Origin of the sequence: Streptomyces thermocarboxydovorans, from assembly GCF_039524635.1 — a bacterium.
GTDB classification, from domain to species: domain Bacteria; phylum Actinomycetota; class Actinomycetes; order Streptomycetales; family Streptomycetaceae; genus Streptomyces; species Streptomyces thermocarboxydovorans.
This window is the reverse complement of the sequence record NZ_BAAAGU010000032.1, coordinates 17,150-34,150: the sequence shown is the minus strand read 5'-3', so window position 1 is coordinate 34,150 and position 17,001 is coordinate 17,150. Positions and strand designations below refer to the sequence as shown.

Below are 17,001 nucleotides of genomic sequence, written 5' to 3'. Positions count from 1 at the left end.
GGTTGGGGCCGCGTCTGCGGTCTCGCTCGCCCCGTCGGTCGCGCCCACGTCCGTGGCATCGCCGGACCCGCCTGCCGCGTCCACCTCCTCCGTGCCGCCCGCATCCGCCCCGTCGGCCATCGCCGCTTCCCGCGGCGCGACACCGGTGACCCACCCGTACGCCCCGATGTGCGTGCCCGCCGGGCTGTCGGTGCGCAGCCGGTCCAGCCTCGCCGAGGCCACCGAGGTCATCCACGCGTCGAGCCGGTGCGTCTGCGTGTCGAGCACCTCGCACAGCAGCCGCTCCACATGGGCGAGGTCTCCGCCCGCCCGGTCCTCCACCTCGGCCAGCTGGCCGAGGGCCAGGCAGATCCAGTCGTAGGCGTCCGGGGCGAAGCCGGCCTCGGCCGCGAGCCGGCCGTCGACCAGGCGCACCCCGGGCTCCACCCGCCTGCTCTCGCCCTCCAGCTGCAGCCGCAGCGCCTCCCGGTGCATCCGCAGCACCGTCATGGCGACGTGGTAGAAGAGCCCGAGCTTGCCGCCGGCCGCTCCGTTGATCATCACCTCGAAGGCGCGCAGGCGTTCCGCGCGTTCCGGTGTCATCTCGTGCTGGTCGGCCATCAGCGGGGCGGTCTCCTGCCACCAGTCCCACATCCCGCGCAGGGGGACCTGGTCCACCAGTTCGCGCAGCTCCGGGCTCGTCTCCTGCGCGACGAAGAACTCCGCGGGCGCGGCCGGCGGCACCTCCTCCAGACCGGGCGGCTCGGCCCAGGCGAAGCCGCTGCGGTGCGGGATCGAGCCGGTCGGGGTGTCGGGAGGCGGGGCGAAGGGCGGGGTCTTGGGCGTCTGGAGGAGATACCTAAGACGGCGGGAGGCGGGCAGCCGGTGCAGCAGATCGTTGATCACGGCGTCGGGATCGCCGCCCGCGGCGACGCTCGGGGCGCGCCAGCCCTGGGACTCGACGAAGGTGCGGAAGCCCGAGATGTGGTTCAGGATCCGCAGATCGACCTCGGTGCCGTGCCACAGGTCCAGCGAGGTCACGGGCAGGACGCCGTAGGGCTGCCGGCCCACGCGCAGGCTGGGCAGCGGGCCGCGTCCGTTCACATGGTCGACGTAGTGGGAGACCAGGAACAGCAGATCCGGCAGGGGTGTCCGCTCGCCCTCGGGGTCGACGGGCCGCCAGTTGGAGGAGGCGGCGGCCAGGGCGCCGAGGGCGGCCCGCAGATGCAGCAGCAGCTCGTGATCGTTCTCGTTCAGGCCGTCGGGGACGTCCTTGAGCACCTCCCCGGCGGCCGGGCCGAGCGCATGGGAGATGCGTGCCGCCGCCTGAGGGCTGCCCGCCTGGAACGCGGCCCGCTGTGTGGCGAGTGTTTCCGGGGCCGCCTGGGGGCTCCGGGAGTGCCAGGCGGACCTCTTCTGCGCGGTGTTGTTGGTGGCGGTGCCGGCCGGCAGCACGTTCAGCCCGTCGGTGCAGCGATGGGCCTCCAGCAAGGTGCCCACCAGGTTCGCCGTGTCCTGCGCCGGGCCTCCCCGGACGCCGGCGACCGTGATCAGGTCGAACCGCTGCGGAAGGTCCTCGGTCAGGGGCACCCGCACGCCCATGCCCACCTTGACGGCCTCGTCGAAATCGGTGAGCCACAGCGGCGGTTCGGTGGCGGAGGGCGCCAGACCGACGTCCAGCGTGGCGGGGACGGGCTCGCCCTCCTGCCGCCACACGAGCCCGATCTGCCCGTCGCCGGTGACCTGATAGCCGGAGAACACCAGCCGGTCGGGGAGGACGTAGGTGTGGGCCGCGCGGGTCCAGGCGCTCTCGCGTGCCTCCGGCTCGGCGGTGAACGGCCCCGGGTCGGGCGGTGCGGCGCCGTCGGGTGCCGCGGCCTGCGGCGGCTCGCCCTGCGGGTGGTACACCTTCGTCGCCCAGGTGGCCCGCCCCGGGCCGATCAGCGTCACCAGCCCGTTCCACGCGGCGGTCAGGCGGTCCTGGTCGGCGCCTGCGGCCCAGACGGCCTTCCAGTAGGCCTCGGTGGCGGCGCGTTCGGCGGGGGTGAGGCCCCTCTCGTGGGAGTCGACATGGATCTCGTCCGGGTAGGCGCGGATCCACAGCTCCGGCCGCTCGGCGGTCCGGAACACGGTCTCCAGGCGGAGCGGCAGCAGCAGCACCGGGTCCTTCGGGCCGTCCGGCCACAGCGGGGGAGCCTCGCCCGCGACCTCGCGGTAGACCTCCCTGGCCTGCTGCAGCCGGGTCTCGGCCGCCTCGGCCTCCTGACGCTGGTCGAGCATCTCCTGCTGCACGTTCGGGTCGGGCGGCTCGGCCAGGACGCGCTTCTCCAGCCCGGCGAGATTGGCCTTGGACCAGTTCAGTGCGATCCGGGCGTCGGCGACGTCCCGGTGTGCCTTCGCGATACGGGTGTCCACGTCAGGGGTCTCCGATCAGACTGCGGGCGGAACGGACGACGCGGAACGGCCGTTGCAGGGCCATGTTGGCCACCTCGGCCGCGTTCCACTGCCCGGCGATCACCGGTGCGGGTGTGCCGGCCGCGGGAAGGACACGCCCGTCGATCTCGGCGAAGCCGCGGCCCGCGTCCACGACGCTCCAGTTCAGGTCGCTCCACGGCGGCGCCGGCTGCTCCACGAAGGTTCCCTCCTCGGCCTGCGCCGCCTGGGTCTCGGGGGTGTCGAAGCCGAACCGCACCCGCTGGGCGTTCTCGGCGAGGACGAACCACCAGTCGTGCACGTCGCTCTCGGGCAGCTCGAAGGCGTACGCGGCGGTCTGCTCGTCGAGACCGAGCACCATCACGGGCCGCTTCCACGTGCTCTCGGCGAGATCCGGCTGGTGCCGGGCCTCGGGCGGCAGCGCGGCCACGGTCATGTCGGGGTAGCGCCGTACCAGCGGCCCCCGGATCAGCAGCACGTCCAGGCCGCCCGCCCCGGCCGCCAGGTGGGAGCCGAGCGCGCCGTCCGGCGCCCAGGTGTGAATGGGGGGAGTGTCGGCCACACCGTCGGTGCGCGGCCAGAACTGCGTGAACGACGTCCCCCTGAGGTCGGTGGGGTACTCCCGCCAGCGCATCTCCCGGTTGAACTCGTCGTTGACGCCCACCATGAAGGCGGCGATGAACTCCGGGTTGGCCTTGAGCAGCACGGCACGGTTGTCCGGGATGGTGGCCGAGCCGGGCAGGAACCAGTCGGGCCAGAGCTCCTTGAGGGCGAGGGCGAGCGGCGCGGGGAACGCGGGGCCCGCCATCACCGGGTCGGTCGGTGCCGTGGTCTCGGCGGCCAGGAAGCCGGGCGCCGGTTCCGCCAGGTGCCTCAGCCGTGCCGCGAGCAGCGGGCCCGGTTCGAGCGCGGCCGCCAGCCGTTCGCCCAGCGCCGCCTGGTCGACGGGCACCCCCAGTTCCAGAAGCCGGCTGCCGGGATCGTCCGCCACCGAGTCCTGGGGCAGCACCTGGTGCAGCGCCGGCATGGTGAGCGTGCCGCCCTGCATCATCTCCCCGAACCGCTGGGCGAGTTCCCCGGTCAGCGGCGCGACATTGTCCGGGGTGAAGGCCCGCTCCAGGGTGAGCAGACGGGCCGTCGGCATCGCTTCGGCCGCGGTGCCGTCCGCCGTCTCCTCGCCCTGCCCGGCCACCATCCGCAGCACCGGGCCGGCCACCACCGAGGTCAGCGTCCGCGCCTGGTCCGCGAAGCCGTTCGCCTCCGCGGACACCGCCACCGCCGACAGGACGCGCAGCAGCCGTCCCGCCCTCCGGGCGTCGTCGCCGCGCAGCGCGGACCCCACCCGGGCGGCCAGGTCGTCGCTGTCCTCACCGGCCAGCGGCTCGGTCGTCTCGGGTGCGGTGAGCAGCGGCGTGGGCACGGGCGGAACCAGCTCACCACCCAGCGACCGCGCCACATAGGTGCCGGGCCGCGCCCCCGTCCGCCGGGCGACCGGACCCCGGGAGCGCAGCACCTGCCGGTGCAGGGCCGGTTCGGCGAGTGCCGTCGGGGCCGGGCTCACCGCGATCTCGGTCCGCAGCGGCAGACCGCTGCTCGTCCTGATCCGGTCGTCGGCACTGGCGGCGAGCCTCACCAGCTCGGACGGCGACAGCGTGCCGACATCGCGGCGGTGCACCGAGGAGGCCACCTCGCTGCAGAAGGCCGCCCGTGCCCGCAGACGGTTGGCCTCCCGCACCGACCCCACCTGCTCCCAGGCGCGGGCCATCAGGAATTCCTGGTTCTCACGCACCCACTCGGCTCCCAGCGCGGCCGGGATCCGCCGCTCCGGCCACAGATTGAGGTCGGCGGGCCAGCCGGACTCGGACGGGTCGATGGTCCGCTTCACCAGGTGGTGCCCGCCGTACAGGGGCAGGGTCACGTCGTCCTCGGCGCCGCGGTCGATCTGCGCGGCGACCCGGCTCATGAAGTCCTGCACGGCCGCAGGGTCCACGGTGTCCTCGGGCGGCGTGTGCAGCGACAGCACACCCTGGACGACGATCGTCTGCCGCCCGGACGAGCCGTCGGACGTGCGCAGCGGTTCGCCGTGGCGCCACGGCTCGGTGACGTCGACGGTGACGCCGCCCAGCGCCGCGACCTCCTCCGCCTTCAGCGGGACGACCGCACTGGCGAGCTGCTCGAAATCGCCCGCCGTACCCGTCGTGAACTCCCAGTGGTGGTACACCGGCAGCCGTACCACGCCGCCGCCCATCGCCCAGGCGTCGCCGCGCGCGTCCACGATCTGCCCGCCGTCGGTCAGGCCGGCCACTCGCCCGCCCTCGAAGGCCGGCACCAGACACGCGACGTACGGGGTGCCGGCCGCCAGCCTTCTCGGGCACAGCAGGCGGGAGATCAGCGGGCCGGTGCGCCCCGCCGGCCGCTGCACATGGGCCCAGGCCCAGGACGAGGCCGGGTCCGGCAGCCGGACCGGGTCCACGTCGACGAACGGCAGCGGCCGGCCCGGCTGCACCTGGTGCTCCGCCCGCTCGAGGACGACGAGGGCGAGCCAGGGGCGCAGCCGGCCACGATCGGCGCGGGCGGGCGTGAACAGCCACGGCAGCTCCGGCGCGTCGAACTCGATGCAGGCGAGGTAGTTCGGCTCCGTGTCGGTGCTGCCGGGCGCCGGTTCCATGCGCAGGATGTGCCGAGGATCGATACCGATGACGCCCTCCGGCCCCAGCATCTGCAGCCCGGTCTCGGGCGGATCCATCGGCACCTGCCGGCCCCCCGGACCGGAGAGGACCAGACGCGGGCTGAGGGTGGGCAGCAGATGGGGAGCGGTGGAGGCGACCGCCGCACCGATCGAACTCTGCATGTACGGGGCGAACTGCAGCTCCTGCGCCATCAGCCCTGCACCTCCCAGCTCTCCACGGCCCTCAGGCCCCTGCGGGAGCCCATCTGCAGCCGCAGCTCGGCGTCCACCGGCGCTCCGGCCGCCTCGCCCACCGGGGCGAGACCCGCCTCCTCGGGCGGGACCGGGGTCATCGACCAGGTCGACATGATCGCCAGATGCGGCCGCTCGGTGACCTTCATCGGCTGCTGCGGCGGCTCCCACCACTGCCGGCTGCGCACGGACGGCGCCATCGCGACCAGCTCGACGTCGATCAGCTCCAGCAGCCGGGCCGCCCGCCGCAGCACCTTCAGGCGCCCCTCCTCGACCACCCGGGTCTCCCAGGCGAGCGTCGCGGTGACGAACATGCCGTCGTCGGGCGCCCCGGTGTCGGTGACGAACCGCACGCCCGAGCGGAAGTCCTCGAACGCCGGGCTGCTGAGCTGCTCCTCCTCGCTCAGCGAGCGGAACAGGCCGGGAGCGAACGAGTCGACGGTGTTGCCGCCCTTCGCCGCGTCCTCCCCGAGCTGGGCGACGGCGATGTCCCAGCGCTGGGCCGGCTCGACCGGGGTCCGTCCGAACCGCTGCACGTCCACACCGAACGGCAGCACCTTCTGCCGGGCCACCAGCCGGCCGTGGGGGTGGACACGGCCACCGGACGCCAGCAGCCGGTTCGCGGCCGGTGACAGCCGGACCGGGGAGCGCGTCTCACCCGGCGGCAGCACCGTCCAGGCACTCTGCTGCCGGAACGCCTTGCGCAGCTCCCCCTCCAGGTCGGCGGGCACGGCCGGCAGCGGCGGCGGACGGCTGCCCCACGTCTCCTCGAAGTCGAACGACGCCTCGAACAGGAACAGGTCGATGCTGCCGCGGCCCACCGCGTGCCAGGGCGCGGGACCCTCCAGCGTCAGCGAGAACCCGATGCCCATCAGGGTCGTGCCGAACACCCGCACCGCGAGCGAGCCCCGCAACGCGGCCGTGAACCTCAGCTCCGGCTCGAAGTACACCAGGACGTCCAGGCCGAACTGACCGCGCAGCCCGCACCCCGCGATCTCCGCGACCAGGAACAGCTGCGCACCGAACTGCACGGTGTTGCTGGTGATCGCGAAGTAGGCCTCGCAGCGCATCTGGATCCACGGCACCGGCGAGAGGTTCATGCTCAGCCGGCGCAGCCGCGGCACACCCCGCGGGACGGCGAACGCGGGATGGAAACCGCCCGCGCTCAGCACGAACGTCGCGTCCCGGCCGCCCCGGCTCAGCACCAGCACGTCACCGTTCAGCGGGATTCCCGCCATGTGCGACCCGTTCAGGCTCGCCATCAGGAACGCGCTCGGCTCGGCACTGTCGTACTGACCGGCGAACGTGGCATTGAGCTCGATCAGCGGCACCGCCGGGTCCGGTACGGCCACCCTCAGCACCCCGAGCACCGACAGCCGTACCGGGTCGGGCAGTTCGGCGACCACGGCCGCCGACAGCGACACCATGCGCCCGCCCCAGGACAGCTTGAACATCGGCCCGACCACGAGCCGTCCCCGGGCGACCGGGAACAGCGCCGGCAGCCGGGGCAGCACCCGCTGCGCCGCCCTGGCCGCGTCCGGCGGGAACAGCAGCTCGCCCGCGGTGCCGTCCGCGATGGCGGCGATCAGCGCCTCCCGGTCGACCCGCCGGTTGACGCCGACGACCCCGCCGACGCCGCTCAGCGCGAACCCGAAACCGATCTGCAGGCCCGGCTCCGGGAAGGTCGCACCGAGCAGCACCAGGAAGGAAGGACTGTCCTGCCCCTTGAGCCGCGCCTCCCCGAACGCCGTGGCCGTGGCCACGGGCAGCGAGGCGCTCAGTACGCCGGACAGCCGGCTGAAGTCGCCGCTCCGCTCGAGCCGCCCGCGCAGCCGCACCGGCGGCAGCGGCGCGTCGATGTCCACCGTCTCGGGGATCTGACCGGCGGCGAAACGCTCCAGGTCCAGTCCGGGGATGGCACTCATGGCGCACTCACCAGGTCGGCTTCGCCACGTTGCCGTAGGACCACGAGGAGCCCTTCGACATCTCGAAGTGCAGATGCGGTCCGGTGGAGTTGCCCGTGCTGCCGACCTTGCCGAGGCGCTGGCCGGCCTTGACCTTCTGACCTGTCCTCACCTCACGCTGGGACAGGTGGCAGTAGGTGTAGATGTGGCCGTTGTCGGCGCGCAGCCCGATCCACTGGCCGTACGCCCCGCCCTTGCCGTTGGACCAGGCGATCGATCCGCTGCGCACGGCGAGGACCGGGGCGCCGCTGGCAGCGCCGAAGTCCACCCCGGTGTGCCGGCCCCTCCCGTCCGGCTTCCACGCATACGGACCGAGGGCGTAGAACTGGCGGGTGATCCTGCTCCCGGGCACGGGGGTCGCCACATGTCCCTTGCTGCCGGTGCCGCCTCCGCCGGCGCCGGACGCCGCGGCGCCCTTGCAGTTCACGCTGAAGCCGGCGTGGCGGCCGAGGGTGGTCAGCGAGGCGCAGCCGGGGATGCCGTCGGCGTCCTTGCCCTTGAACCCCTGGGCGAGTTGCTCGGCCTTGTAGGCGGCCTTGGTCTGCTCGCCGAAGAATCCGGTGGCCCCGTCGGGGATCTTCCGGCTCCGTGCGATCAGCGCCTTCTGTACGGTGCGGACGTCCTCGTTCTTCGCTCCGAACCGGACGTTGGACAAAGCGACCATGATCAGCTCCTAATATCCGCGCGCAGGACGGTGGGGATCCGCCTGCTGCACTCGTGCGGCGAAGTTCGAACCGGACCGGTTGACCTGATAGCGGTCGCGCACGAAGTTGATCGTTGCGCACATGTCCGCGACCACGTCGTAGGGCGTGGTGGCGGTACCGGCCTGGTGATAGGTGGCGAACGTGTGGGGAATGCACTGCGTCGCCCCACGCGAACAGTTCAAGGCGTGGCCGTCGGGCGCCCTCGGGCCGCGGGCGTTGGAGTCCGTGCGATTGACGCGGAACCTCGGGTGGTTGTACGCGGACTCCCGCCGGGTGATGGTGACCAGCGCCGGAACACCGAACTCCGGGTCCATGCCGGTCAGCTCACAGGCCGTGGAGGCGTAACGCCGCATCGCGGCCTCACCGGCGTCGTCGTCGGGGTCGGCATACGTGACCTCGCTCAGATCGAGCCGCCCGCCGTTGCGCGCGGCAGCGCCCCGGCAGTCCACCGGGAAACCGGCGTGGCGGCCGAGGGTGGTCAGCGAGACGCAGCCGGGGATGCCGTCGGCGTCCTTGCCCTCGAAGCCCTGGGCGAGTTGCTCGGCCCGGTAGGCCGCCCTGGTCTGCTCACCGAAGTATCCGGTGGCCCCGTCGGGAATGCTCCGCCCCCGCGCGATCAGCGCCTTCTGCACGGTGCGGACGTCCTCGTTCCTCACCCCGAACCGGACGTTGGACAAAGCCACCATGACGACCTCGCTTCCTCACCGCCGGAACGCCCCCGTGCCTCCGGGACGACCAGATCACCGGCGGCCGCGGGCACACGGACCTGCGCCGCCCGCCCGCGTCAGCACTCACCGACGCCCGGAAGCCAGGCCGCCGGGTGATCGATGAAGATGTTGGAGACGTATCCGCCCAGCTCGGGCACGAAGCTCCAGGCGTCGTTGACGTGGTCCGCCGTGCTGACCGTGTCGCCCCGCGTCTGGCACTGCACCGTCACCCGCGTCGGCCCGGCCAGCACCGCCACGACCGCGGCGTCAAGACGGGGCTCCGCCCGCACATTGACCCGGGTGCCCCAGGTGACGAACGTGCCCTCCCCGGTAGTGCCGCCACCCCCGTCCGGCGCCTCACCCAGAACGGGCAGCACCCAGTCCTGCGCCTCGTCGCAGCGCGCATCCGCCACCACCGACAGATGGAAATGCGCCTCGTGCGGGTTCGCGCCGTCGTACGGCTCCCACCGCCAGCTGCGGTTGGTGCCGATACGGCGGTTGGCGATGACGTACTTGATCCGCGGATCGCGGCTGTCGAGGAGCTGCCCGGCCACCAGCCCGATGTCGAGACCGTGCGCCGGATCATGGGTGAAGTCGCGGGCGGTGACGATGCCGGGCCCGAACCAGGGATTGTGGTCGCTGGCGCGCCCGCGCCGCTCATGATCCTTGTCACCGATGCTTCCGTCGGCGGCGATGCTGCGGCCCGGGAAGCGCGTGTCGAGCTGACGCCGCAGCGTCTCCAGGCTGTTGGCGACTCGCCAGGACATGGAGGCCTCCCAGGAGTTCGGGACGGAAGTGCGGGTGGGGGGCGACCGCCACGGCCGTCTCCGTGGCCGTGATGGCGCCCCCCTGTCTCCGCCACGTCCCGAACCTACAAACCGGCCGTCAGCGCGGCGTCACTCTCTCGTCACCGGCCCTCCCGCCGCCCCGCCGAGGTACGCCCCCGACCTGCGCCCGGAGGAGTTGCACAGCCCGCACGGGGGGCTGAAACTGATGACAACAGCCTCCTCGGACTCGGAGAACGCGGCACGCCTGCGGAGTCGAGGAACAGCACGAGCAGTGACGCGCCGTCGGTGAGGCCGGCAGCCTTCAGCGCGCGCTCGCGCGAATGTCGGTGAGCGAGGCGATCAAGGGTGGTGTCTGGTCATTCCCGGTTGTGGCTGCTCGGCCAGTTCCGGCTCGAACTCCCAACCGGCACCGTCGAATTGTGCCGCAACGGCCAGCGGGTTCTGGCCTTCCTGGCGCTGCGGCGGCGAGTGTGCCGTACGGTCGTCGCCGGCACGCTGTGGCCCGAGGTCACCGAGGAGCACGCCAGGGGCAGCCTGCGGACCACCCTGTGGAAGCTGCCACGCGAGGAACCGCCCCTGATCGGAAGCCGCGGAGACACCCTGCTGATCACCCCTGCCCTGCACCTGGACGTCCACGATCTCACCCATGCCGCACTCGGCATGGTCGAGAGCAGCAGCGGGCCACCACTGCACGGCGAGCCACCGCTCGGCCTGCTCACCGGAGAGGACCTGCTGCCGGGGTGGGACGAGGACTGGGTCCTGGTGGAACGCGAACGCCTGCGGCAGCTGCGCCTGCACGCCCTCGACGCACTGGCCGAGGCCCTGACGCGGGAGGGGAAGCGGGCGCTCGCGATGGAGGCGGCCTGGGCGAGCGTCCGCGCCGAGCCCCTGCGCGAGAGCGCGCACCGGGCCGTCATCGCGGCGCACCTCGCGGAGGGCAACGTCGGCGAAGCGGTGCGCCACTACGAGGCGTTCCGGCAGCTCCTGCAGGAGGAACTGGGCGTGGAACCGTCCCCGCAGCTCACCCGCATGCTGCCCGTGGGCCCCCGCCTGCGCAGCACCCCGTCGGGCGGCGACGCCCGGCGAGGGCGGTTGTGGTGATCGTCCGTTCTCCGGCCGCCGACGCTCACGGCCGGCGCGCGGCCGGCGCGAAGAGCCCCTCCGGGTCGTAGGCGGCACGGACCCGCTCCAGGCGCTCCTCGTGCCAGCCGTACACGGCGCTCCTCAGCTCGCCGGCGTCCTCCCCGAGGCCGGCGAAGTTGACGTACGAACCCCCGCTGGAGAACCGCTTGATCGCGTCCCACGCCGACCGGGCCCACCCGATCTCAAGCGGGAGCGGAGCTCGTCCGCCATGGCCCGCTCGTCGGCAGCTGTCAGAACGGTCCCCTTGCCGTCCAGCATGGGGCGTGGGCGTCACCTTCCCCACGTGCACTGCTGGCTGCCACACCTGTCCACTGTCCACGCTAGTGCGGGGGCACCGGGCTCGCATGTCGGTGGTGGAGGGGCCACCGGCGTCCGTTAGCCCAGGTCCAGGGCGTTCGGCAGGCCCGAGCGACAGCGGGTCCGGTCGTGACGCTTGAGCACCTCGAACTCCGGGGCCCGGTACAGCGGCGTGATCGTGCAGCGCGGCGCATCCGAACCCACCCTGTCCAGCAGCGCGTTCACCGCGGCACGAGCGGACGCGTTGGCACCCTCCATGGTCGCCAGATCGATGTCCACGGCGGCCCACGGCGAAGACGAGGATCCCGAACTTCTTCCTGGCGGGCGACTATGTGGCCGGTTGTGGAACGTCCCCACGGGGTGGATCAGCAGCTCGTCCTCGTTCACCGGATGCGGGGTGCCGATGCCGTCGACGCCGGGGTCCAGGAACCACGAGTGCAGCGCACTGTCCCGCAGCACCGTCCTGCCCGTGTCGTTCAGCGCGGCCTTCAGCTGCTCCCACACCTCCTTGGCGACCTCGGCCCGGGTGCACTGCTTCGCCGTTCTGCCGTACAGGATCCCGGGCTTGTCCCACTCGGAGATGTCGACCGAGAGACAGTCCACGACACTGCCGTCGCCGTAGTCGGCGGGGAAGTCACGCTGCTCCCAGTGCCGGGCCTGCTGAATGGCCGTCAGCGCCCACCGCGAGTCCACGCAGTTGAGATGCCCGTCCAGCAGCGGAGCCGACTCCGTCAGATAGAACTGGATGCCGGTCATCCAGTCCGTCTGCAGCCGGTCGCAGCGCGCCAGCTGCGGATCGGCCGCCCGCAGGGCCGGCCCCCACGTACGGCGGGCATGCTCGACCGGCATCGCGCACACATAGTGATCGGCGGTCACCGTCCGCGTCCGCCCGCCCGGGTCGGCTACCCGCACCCCGGTGACCCTTCCCCCCTCGTACAGCACCTCCCGCACCGTCCGCCCGACCTCGAACGCCACACCCAGCGACTCCAGATGAGCCACCCACGGACGCACCGCCGAAGACCTCGATCGCGTCCGTGAGTTGATCCCGGGCGACTGGCTGAAAGGCTGACGCCGATTCTCCCGTGGCCGGGTCGGTCAGGCGGGCACGCGCAGCCGGTCCCAGCTGGCCCGGCCGGGCATCCCGTCGGCCGCGCTGCCCGTGAACCCCAGCTTCTGCTGCCAGGCCGCGTAGGACCGGACATCGCCCGGACCCCACACGTCGATGCCGCTACTGGACGTGTAACGGTCGCAGTCCTCGGCGACGAGCCGCTGATGCATCGCCGCGATCACCGGTGACCTGCGGCCGGCCACGAAGAAGGAAGGGCCGGGGAAGGGAACGAATCGCCCCTCGCCGGGAGACGGTTCCGGCAGATCCACGTCGGGCCCCGGCGCGGCGAACTGCGGCCAGGAACCGGGGTCGACATGATCGTTCTCCGGGACGTGGGCGTGGGCGTACCACCCGCCCCGAGAAGTCCACACGCCGGCCGGAGACGTATCGCGGGACAGGGCGGTCGGGCGGCCCATGGGCCACACATCGGGCACACCCCAGGACTTGACCCACGCGTTGAGTTCGCCCCACCCCTTGCAAGGAGTGTCCACAAGCCTAGCGAACACCTTGCCGTCGACGCGGCAGTGGGGGAAGAACAGCGCCTCGATCTGGATGACGACCTTGCCGGCCCGGTTCGTCCCCACACCACCCGGTGCGTCGGCCAGAGCCTTGCTGCGCGACGTCGCCGGGAAGAACTGGGCGAACGACCCCGTGAAGGGGTCCCAGAGGATGTGCGGGGCGCTGCCGATCCCGCCGCCCGTGAAGAAGGACTTGAGGTTGGCGAAAGGCACCAGATCGAGAGGGGCCTCGGCAGTGGCGCGCCTGTCCGCCGTGATGTGCGCGATCGCCTTCGCGGGGATCCCGGAGTCGCACGGCGCATGGTCCCCGACATCCGTCTTGACAGCCTGAGGCATCCAGGAATTCGGCATCGTCGTGCTCCTCCCATTCACCGGCGCGTGACCGATGGTTGCCGGGCAGATGTGTGGCGGAGGAAGGACGCTCGACGACGGAGACCGGAGACGGACTCGCCCTCCATGTCCAGAATGCGCCGCGTGCACGCCCCCGGCAATCGGGAGCGGGAGGCGGCGCTCCCAGCCGCGCGCAGAGGCGCAAAGGTGCAGGAAGCCCCGCCCGGGAGCACCATGGAGGAGGGGGCGGCCGGGGCCTCCGGCGTACTGCCGCACCTTTCACGGCCCCGGATCCGATCAAGCTCTCCCACAGCCGAGGTGCCATCATGCCCATGCTGCTCATCAAGGGCGTCTACAGAGTGAACGGCTCCGCGCCCGACGGGGACACGGTCCCGTTCATCGCCGAGAACCCGACCGAGTGGGATCTCGTCGGCGGCGGACGCGGGCGCGCCGTCAAGCACAGTCAGGGAACCGAGCGAGCATACGCCTCGACGCGGTCGACGCGCTCGAGACGCACTACGGTCCGAAGAACGCCTTCATACGCGGCGAGGACGGCCTGGCCCGCTGGCAGCCGTCGCCATCAGCGTCCGGACTACGTCTTCCCCTGCACGCCGTGGCCATCGCCGCCGCCGAACTGCTGGCCGACCCCCGCCGGCTCACCGTCCGCGCCTGCCCCAGCCCGCACTGCGGCTGGCTCTTCCTCGATGCCTCCGGCCGCCGCAGATGGTGCAGCCTGGGAACCTGCGGCGCCGGCCGCAACACCCCGGCCCCGGCCGGCCCTCGAGAAGCCGGAACCACCGCCCACTGACTGCCGAGCCCCCGCATCAACAGAACGGCCGGAAGTCCTTGAAGTCCGGCACCGGCCGCGGATCGGGCAGCCGGTAAGCCCCCATCCGAGGCCGCCCACTGACCAGATCGGCAGTCCCGCCGGCCAGAGCATCCGCCAGCGGGGCCCACCCCAGATGACTCTCGAAATATGCCACAGCGGCAGCGACCGACGGCCACCAGACATCGTCGAGCACCACGACACCGCCCGGCCGGACGATCTCGCCCAGGAAATGAAGGTCGACGAACACGTTGTGAAAGAGGTGACTGCCGTCGACGAACGCCGCGTCCGCGACGAACCCCGCACCGGCCAGCCGGGCAAGAAACCGCTGCGACGGCTCGGTCACCAGCTCCACGACGCCGTCCAGACCGGCACTGCACAGCAGCTCCCACCCGACACCCTCGTACGCCGAGTACTGGAACGGGTCGATCACCACATGCCGCGGGCCCAGCGAACCGGAGCGCAGCAGCGCCTCACCGATCGCCAGCGCCGAACTCGCATACGCGAGCCCGACCTCGACCACCGCGCCGACCCGCTCCTCCACCAGCAGGTCACGCACCAGATCACCATCACGCCCCGGCAGCGTGACCTCGGCAAAATCCGGACCGCCACCGGGACTCCGGGGCGGCCCGTGCTCCGCCAGCCCGCGACGCACAACCGCCACCCGATCCGCCCACTCGTCCCACGCCCCGCCCGCTCCCACCATCGAATCCACCACCCACACCCCTGCCGGACGGAGGTCACGACACACGATCACGCACGCCACCCACCGCCCCCAACCCAACGCTCCGCCACCCCACCCTCTCACCCCGGCCGCAACCTCGCACCATGCCGTCACGGCACCCTCGCCGACGCCGACTGTCCGGCCCGGCACGCCAAGTGACCGCGCCACGAAAGTGCACCCGGCACCCGCCAGTGGGACGATGAAAGCCGAAAAACACGTCCCGCCGAAAACACATCCCGCCGCCCCGGCCCTGCCCTCGGCACCTCCGGCCACGGGAGGCTGAATGTCCTGGTGCCCCTCTCACGCGCGCCGCAGGACGCGCGCCGCAGGACGCGCGCCGCAGTCGCGGGCCTGCTGATGTGTGCCCTGACCTGCGCTGGAGTCGGCACCGCCGCGGCGGACACCAGCGGCCCCGCCCCGACGCCAGCCGCCCCGACGAGCACCGCACCCCGCCGACGAGGAGGTCAGCGGACTCGTCGACATCGGCGACGGACGCAAGATCTACGCGGCCTGCAAGGGCACAAACGCCCGCAGCGGCTCTCCGACCGTCGTCCTCATCGCCGGCAAGGGCAACGGCGCCGACGACTGGATGTCGATCCTGGACCCGGACGACCCACGCACACGACGCACCCGGCGACGACCTGCCGTGGCGGAACACCGGCGTAGAGCGCAGCAGCGACTCGGTCTTCGATCAGGTCTCCCGCTTCACCCGGGTCTGCACCTACGACCGCCCCGACGTCCGCGTCAAGGGCCCCGACGTCTCCACCCCCAGGCCACAGCCCCACAGCATCGACGCCGACGTAAACGACCTCGGCGCGATGCTCACCGCCCTCGGCGAGCCAGGCCCCTACGTGCTCGTGGCCCACTCCTACGGCGGCCTGATCGCCACCCTCTACGCCCGCACGCACCCGCAGAACATCGCGGGCCTGGTGATGGTGGACGCCGTCACGGAACGCATGGCCGAGGTCGCCGGCGCAGAAGCCGTGAAGAAGTGGGACGCGTCCAATGCGCAGACGTCACCGGAGTCGAGGGAAGGCGTGCACATCCTCGACGCCTTCCGCAAGATCAACGCCGCGGCCCCGGCCCCGGCCCCGGCCGTTCCGGCCGTCGTACTGTCCGCGGACAAACCGTGGCGCACCGACCTCCTGCCCCCCGAGGCCAAGAAGGGCGAGCAGGTCACTTTCGAGGACTGGCTGGCCTCCCAGCAGCGGCTGGCCGAGTCCCTTGGCGCCCGCGAGCACATCACGAACACCGACAGCGGCCACGACATCTACCTCTACCAGCCCCGCCTGGTCGACGCGATCTGCGACGTCGTCGCTGCGACGTCCTCACCCCCGGCCTCCTGACCGGGCCCCACGCAGCGGTTCAGCCGTCTGCGGCACCGTGCCATGACCGCGGACGGCGTCGGCACACCGCCCGCGGCCCGTCCGTCACCGGTCGACCGGGGTCACCCCGCAGCTGCCGCCACCGTGTTCTCCCCGGACGGTTTGCGGCGCGCCGCAGGGGCGTCCAGGTGCACGACAACCGTCGTGTAGAAGCGGTGCACGGCATCGTCCACGCTGCGGATGAAGCCGGTCTCGGCGTTGCCGCGGCCGCTGCCCATGCCCTTGAACAGCGACAGCCGGAACCCGGTGATCCTCGCGGCCTTGTCCTTGGGGAGCAGGTCCGCCGGCTCGGGGCGCAGCCGCTCCAGAGTGCCGCGCGGACCTGGGCCGCCGCCGTCCACGAGAGTCTCGACATGGAGGTCCGCGGGTGCCTCCGCCAGGCGGCGTACGAGCCGCTTGGCCCAGCTCAGCGGGTAGCCCTGCTCGGAGGCGGGGACATCGATGGCGGTGCGCAGTTTGCCGGTGCGCAGGTCCGCGCCGACCGTCAGGACACCTGGGGTGCCGTCGATGCGCAGCTCGGCCTGGAGGCGCCCGTCGAGGCACAGCCGATCGGCGAGCTGGTTGCGACGTTCCCTGGGATCCGTTCCGCGCTTGGCACGCTGGACGGGCAGGACCTTCTGACCGAGTTCACCGCCCAGCCTGAGGCAGACCTGGCGGATGAGCCGTTCCCAGTTCTCGACGACCTCCAGCGCCCGGGCATCCCCCTGACAGAGGGTCTCGTCGTCGATGCCGTTGCGCACGGGGACCCAGGAGGGCCCCATGTTCTGGAAGCCGTGGCAGCCCGAGTTCTCGTCCTGGAGGTAGTGCAGCAGCTCCTGCAGCAGCCAGGCGTGCGCGGCGTTGCCCACGCCCTCGTGCCTGATCAGCATCTGCGCCTGGTGGGCGACTTCCGCCCAGGACAGGTGCCACAGGGCGACCTTGTGCTTGCGCCGCCTGTCGATCTTGACGTCGACGAGCGGGCTGCCTTCCAGAGCGACATCGTTGGTCAGCGTGATCACGGTTTCGTACCCGCGGCGCGCGGCGATGTCCATGTACGCCTGCACCTGCTCGGCCTTGAGCGCATTGCCGTTGGTCTTCGGCCGGGAAGCCTCTCAAGTCCCGCCGGATCAGCACAGACTGACGGGGAGACACGGAGCCGACGAACCCGTCACCCCGCTACTCACTCACCGGCCGCG

10 protein-coding genes and 3 pseudogenes are annotated in these 17,001 nt (G+C 72.1%); 3 read left to right on the top strand and 10 right to left on the bottom strand.

Annotated features, from left to right (window positions below; all coding sequences use genetic code 11):
• The 6 genes and pseudogenes from ABD198_RS16450 to ABD198_RS16425 form a co-directional block, all read right to left on the bottom strand.
• Window positions 1–2,394, bottom strand: a pseudogene (locus ABD198_RS16450) (hypothetical protein); the annotation flags it as partial.
• Window position 2,395: 1 nt separating this feature from the next.
• Window positions 2,396–5,293, bottom strand: coding sequence for a hypothetical protein (locus tag ABD198_RS16445; protein ID WP_344001806.1), 2,898 nt, complete (start codon window positions 5,291–5,293; stop codon window positions 2,396–2,398).
• On the bottom strand, window positions 5,293–7,257 hold the full coding sequence (locus ABD198_RS16440; protein ID WP_344001804.1) for a DUF6603 domain-containing protein: 1,965 nt from the start codon (window positions 7,255–7,257) through the stop codon (window positions 5,293–5,295). Before ABD198_RS16440 ends, ABD198_RS16445 begins: the two co-directional genes overlap by 1 nt.
• Before the next feature lie 7 nt (window positions 7,258–7,264).
• Window positions 7,265–7,960, bottom strand: coding sequence for a peptidoglycan DD-metalloendopeptidase family protein (locus ABD198_RS16435; RefSeq protein WP_344001802.1), 696 nt, complete (start codon window positions 7,958–7,960; stop codon window positions 7,265–7,267).
• Window positions 7,961–7,969: 9 nt separating this feature from the next.
• Window positions 7,970–8,686, bottom strand: a complete 717-nt coding sequence (locus ABD198_RS16430) for a peptidoglycan-binding protein (protein ID WP_344001800.1) — start codon at window positions 8,684–8,686, stop codon at window positions 7,970–7,972.
• A 98-nt stretch (window positions 8,687–8,784) separates the two neighbouring features.
• Window positions 8,785–9,474: a hypothetical protein gene (locus ABD198_RS16425; RefSeq protein ID WP_344001798.1), complete on the bottom strand. Its 690-nt coding sequence runs from the start codon at window positions 9,472–9,474 to the stop codon at window positions 8,785–8,787.
• 366 nt (window positions 9,475–9,840) lie between these two features.
• On the opposite strand from ABD198_RS16425, the gene ABD198_RS16420 reads away from it, so the two are divergent.
• Window positions 9,841–10,596: an AfsR/SARP family transcriptional regulator gene (locus ABD198_RS16420; RefSeq protein ID WP_344001796.1), complete on the top strand. Its 756-nt coding sequence runs from the start codon at window positions 9,841–9,843 to the stop codon at window positions 10,594–10,596.
• Between the two features lie 417 nt (window positions 10,597–11,013).
• Here ABD198_RS16420 and ABD198_RS16415 read toward each other — a convergent pair.
• Both ABD198_RS16415 and ABD198_RS16410 read right to left on the bottom strand, forming a co-directional pair.
• Window positions 11,014–11,946 (bottom strand): annotated as a pseudogene (locus ABD198_RS16415) (FAD-dependent oxidoreductase); the annotation flags it as partial.
• An 84-nt stretch (window positions 11,947–12,030) separates the two neighbouring features.
• Window positions 12,031–12,897 (bottom strand): peptidoglycan-binding protein, encoded by an 867-nt coding sequence (locus ABD198_RS16410; RefSeq protein ID WP_344001794.1) that lies wholly within the window; start codon window positions 12,895–12,897, stop codon window positions 12,031–12,033.
• A gap of 607 nt (window positions 12,898–13,504) precedes the next feature.
• Between ABD198_RS16410 and ABD198_RS16405 the strand changes: the two genes are divergently transcribed.
• Window positions 13,505–13,699 carry a CGNR zinc finger domain-containing protein gene (locus tag ABD198_RS16405; RefSeq protein WP_344001792.1) on the top strand — a complete coding sequence of 65 codons (195 nt, stop codon included), beginning with the start codon at window positions 13,505–13,507 and terminating at the stop codon, window positions 13,697–13,699.
• 16 nt (window positions 13,700–13,715) lie between these two features.
• On the opposite strand, the gene ABD198_RS16400 is transcribed toward ABD198_RS16405, so the two are convergent.
• On the bottom strand, window positions 13,716–14,423 hold the full coding sequence (locus ABD198_RS16400) for a class I SAM-dependent methyltransferase (protein WP_344001882.1): 708 nt from the start codon (window positions 14,421–14,423) through the stop codon (window positions 13,716–13,718).
• 377 nt (window positions 14,424–14,800) lie between these two features.
• On the opposite strand from ABD198_RS16400, the gene ABD198_RS16395 reads away from it, so the two are divergent.
• The gene (locus tag ABD198_RS16395; RefSeq protein ID WP_344001790.1) at window positions 14,801–15,787 is read left to right on the top strand and encodes an alpha/beta fold hydrolase; all 987 of its coding nucleotides are present in this window, start codon (window positions 14,801–14,803) and stop codon (window positions 15,785–15,787) included.
• Between the two features lie 101 nt (window positions 15,788–15,888).
• Here the strand turns inward: ABD198_RS16395 and ABD198_RS16390 are convergent.
• Window positions 15,889–16,902: pseudogene (locus ABD198_RS16390) on the bottom strand (hypothetical protein); the annotation flags it as partial.
• Window positions 16,903–17,001 lie beyond the last annotated feature (99 nt).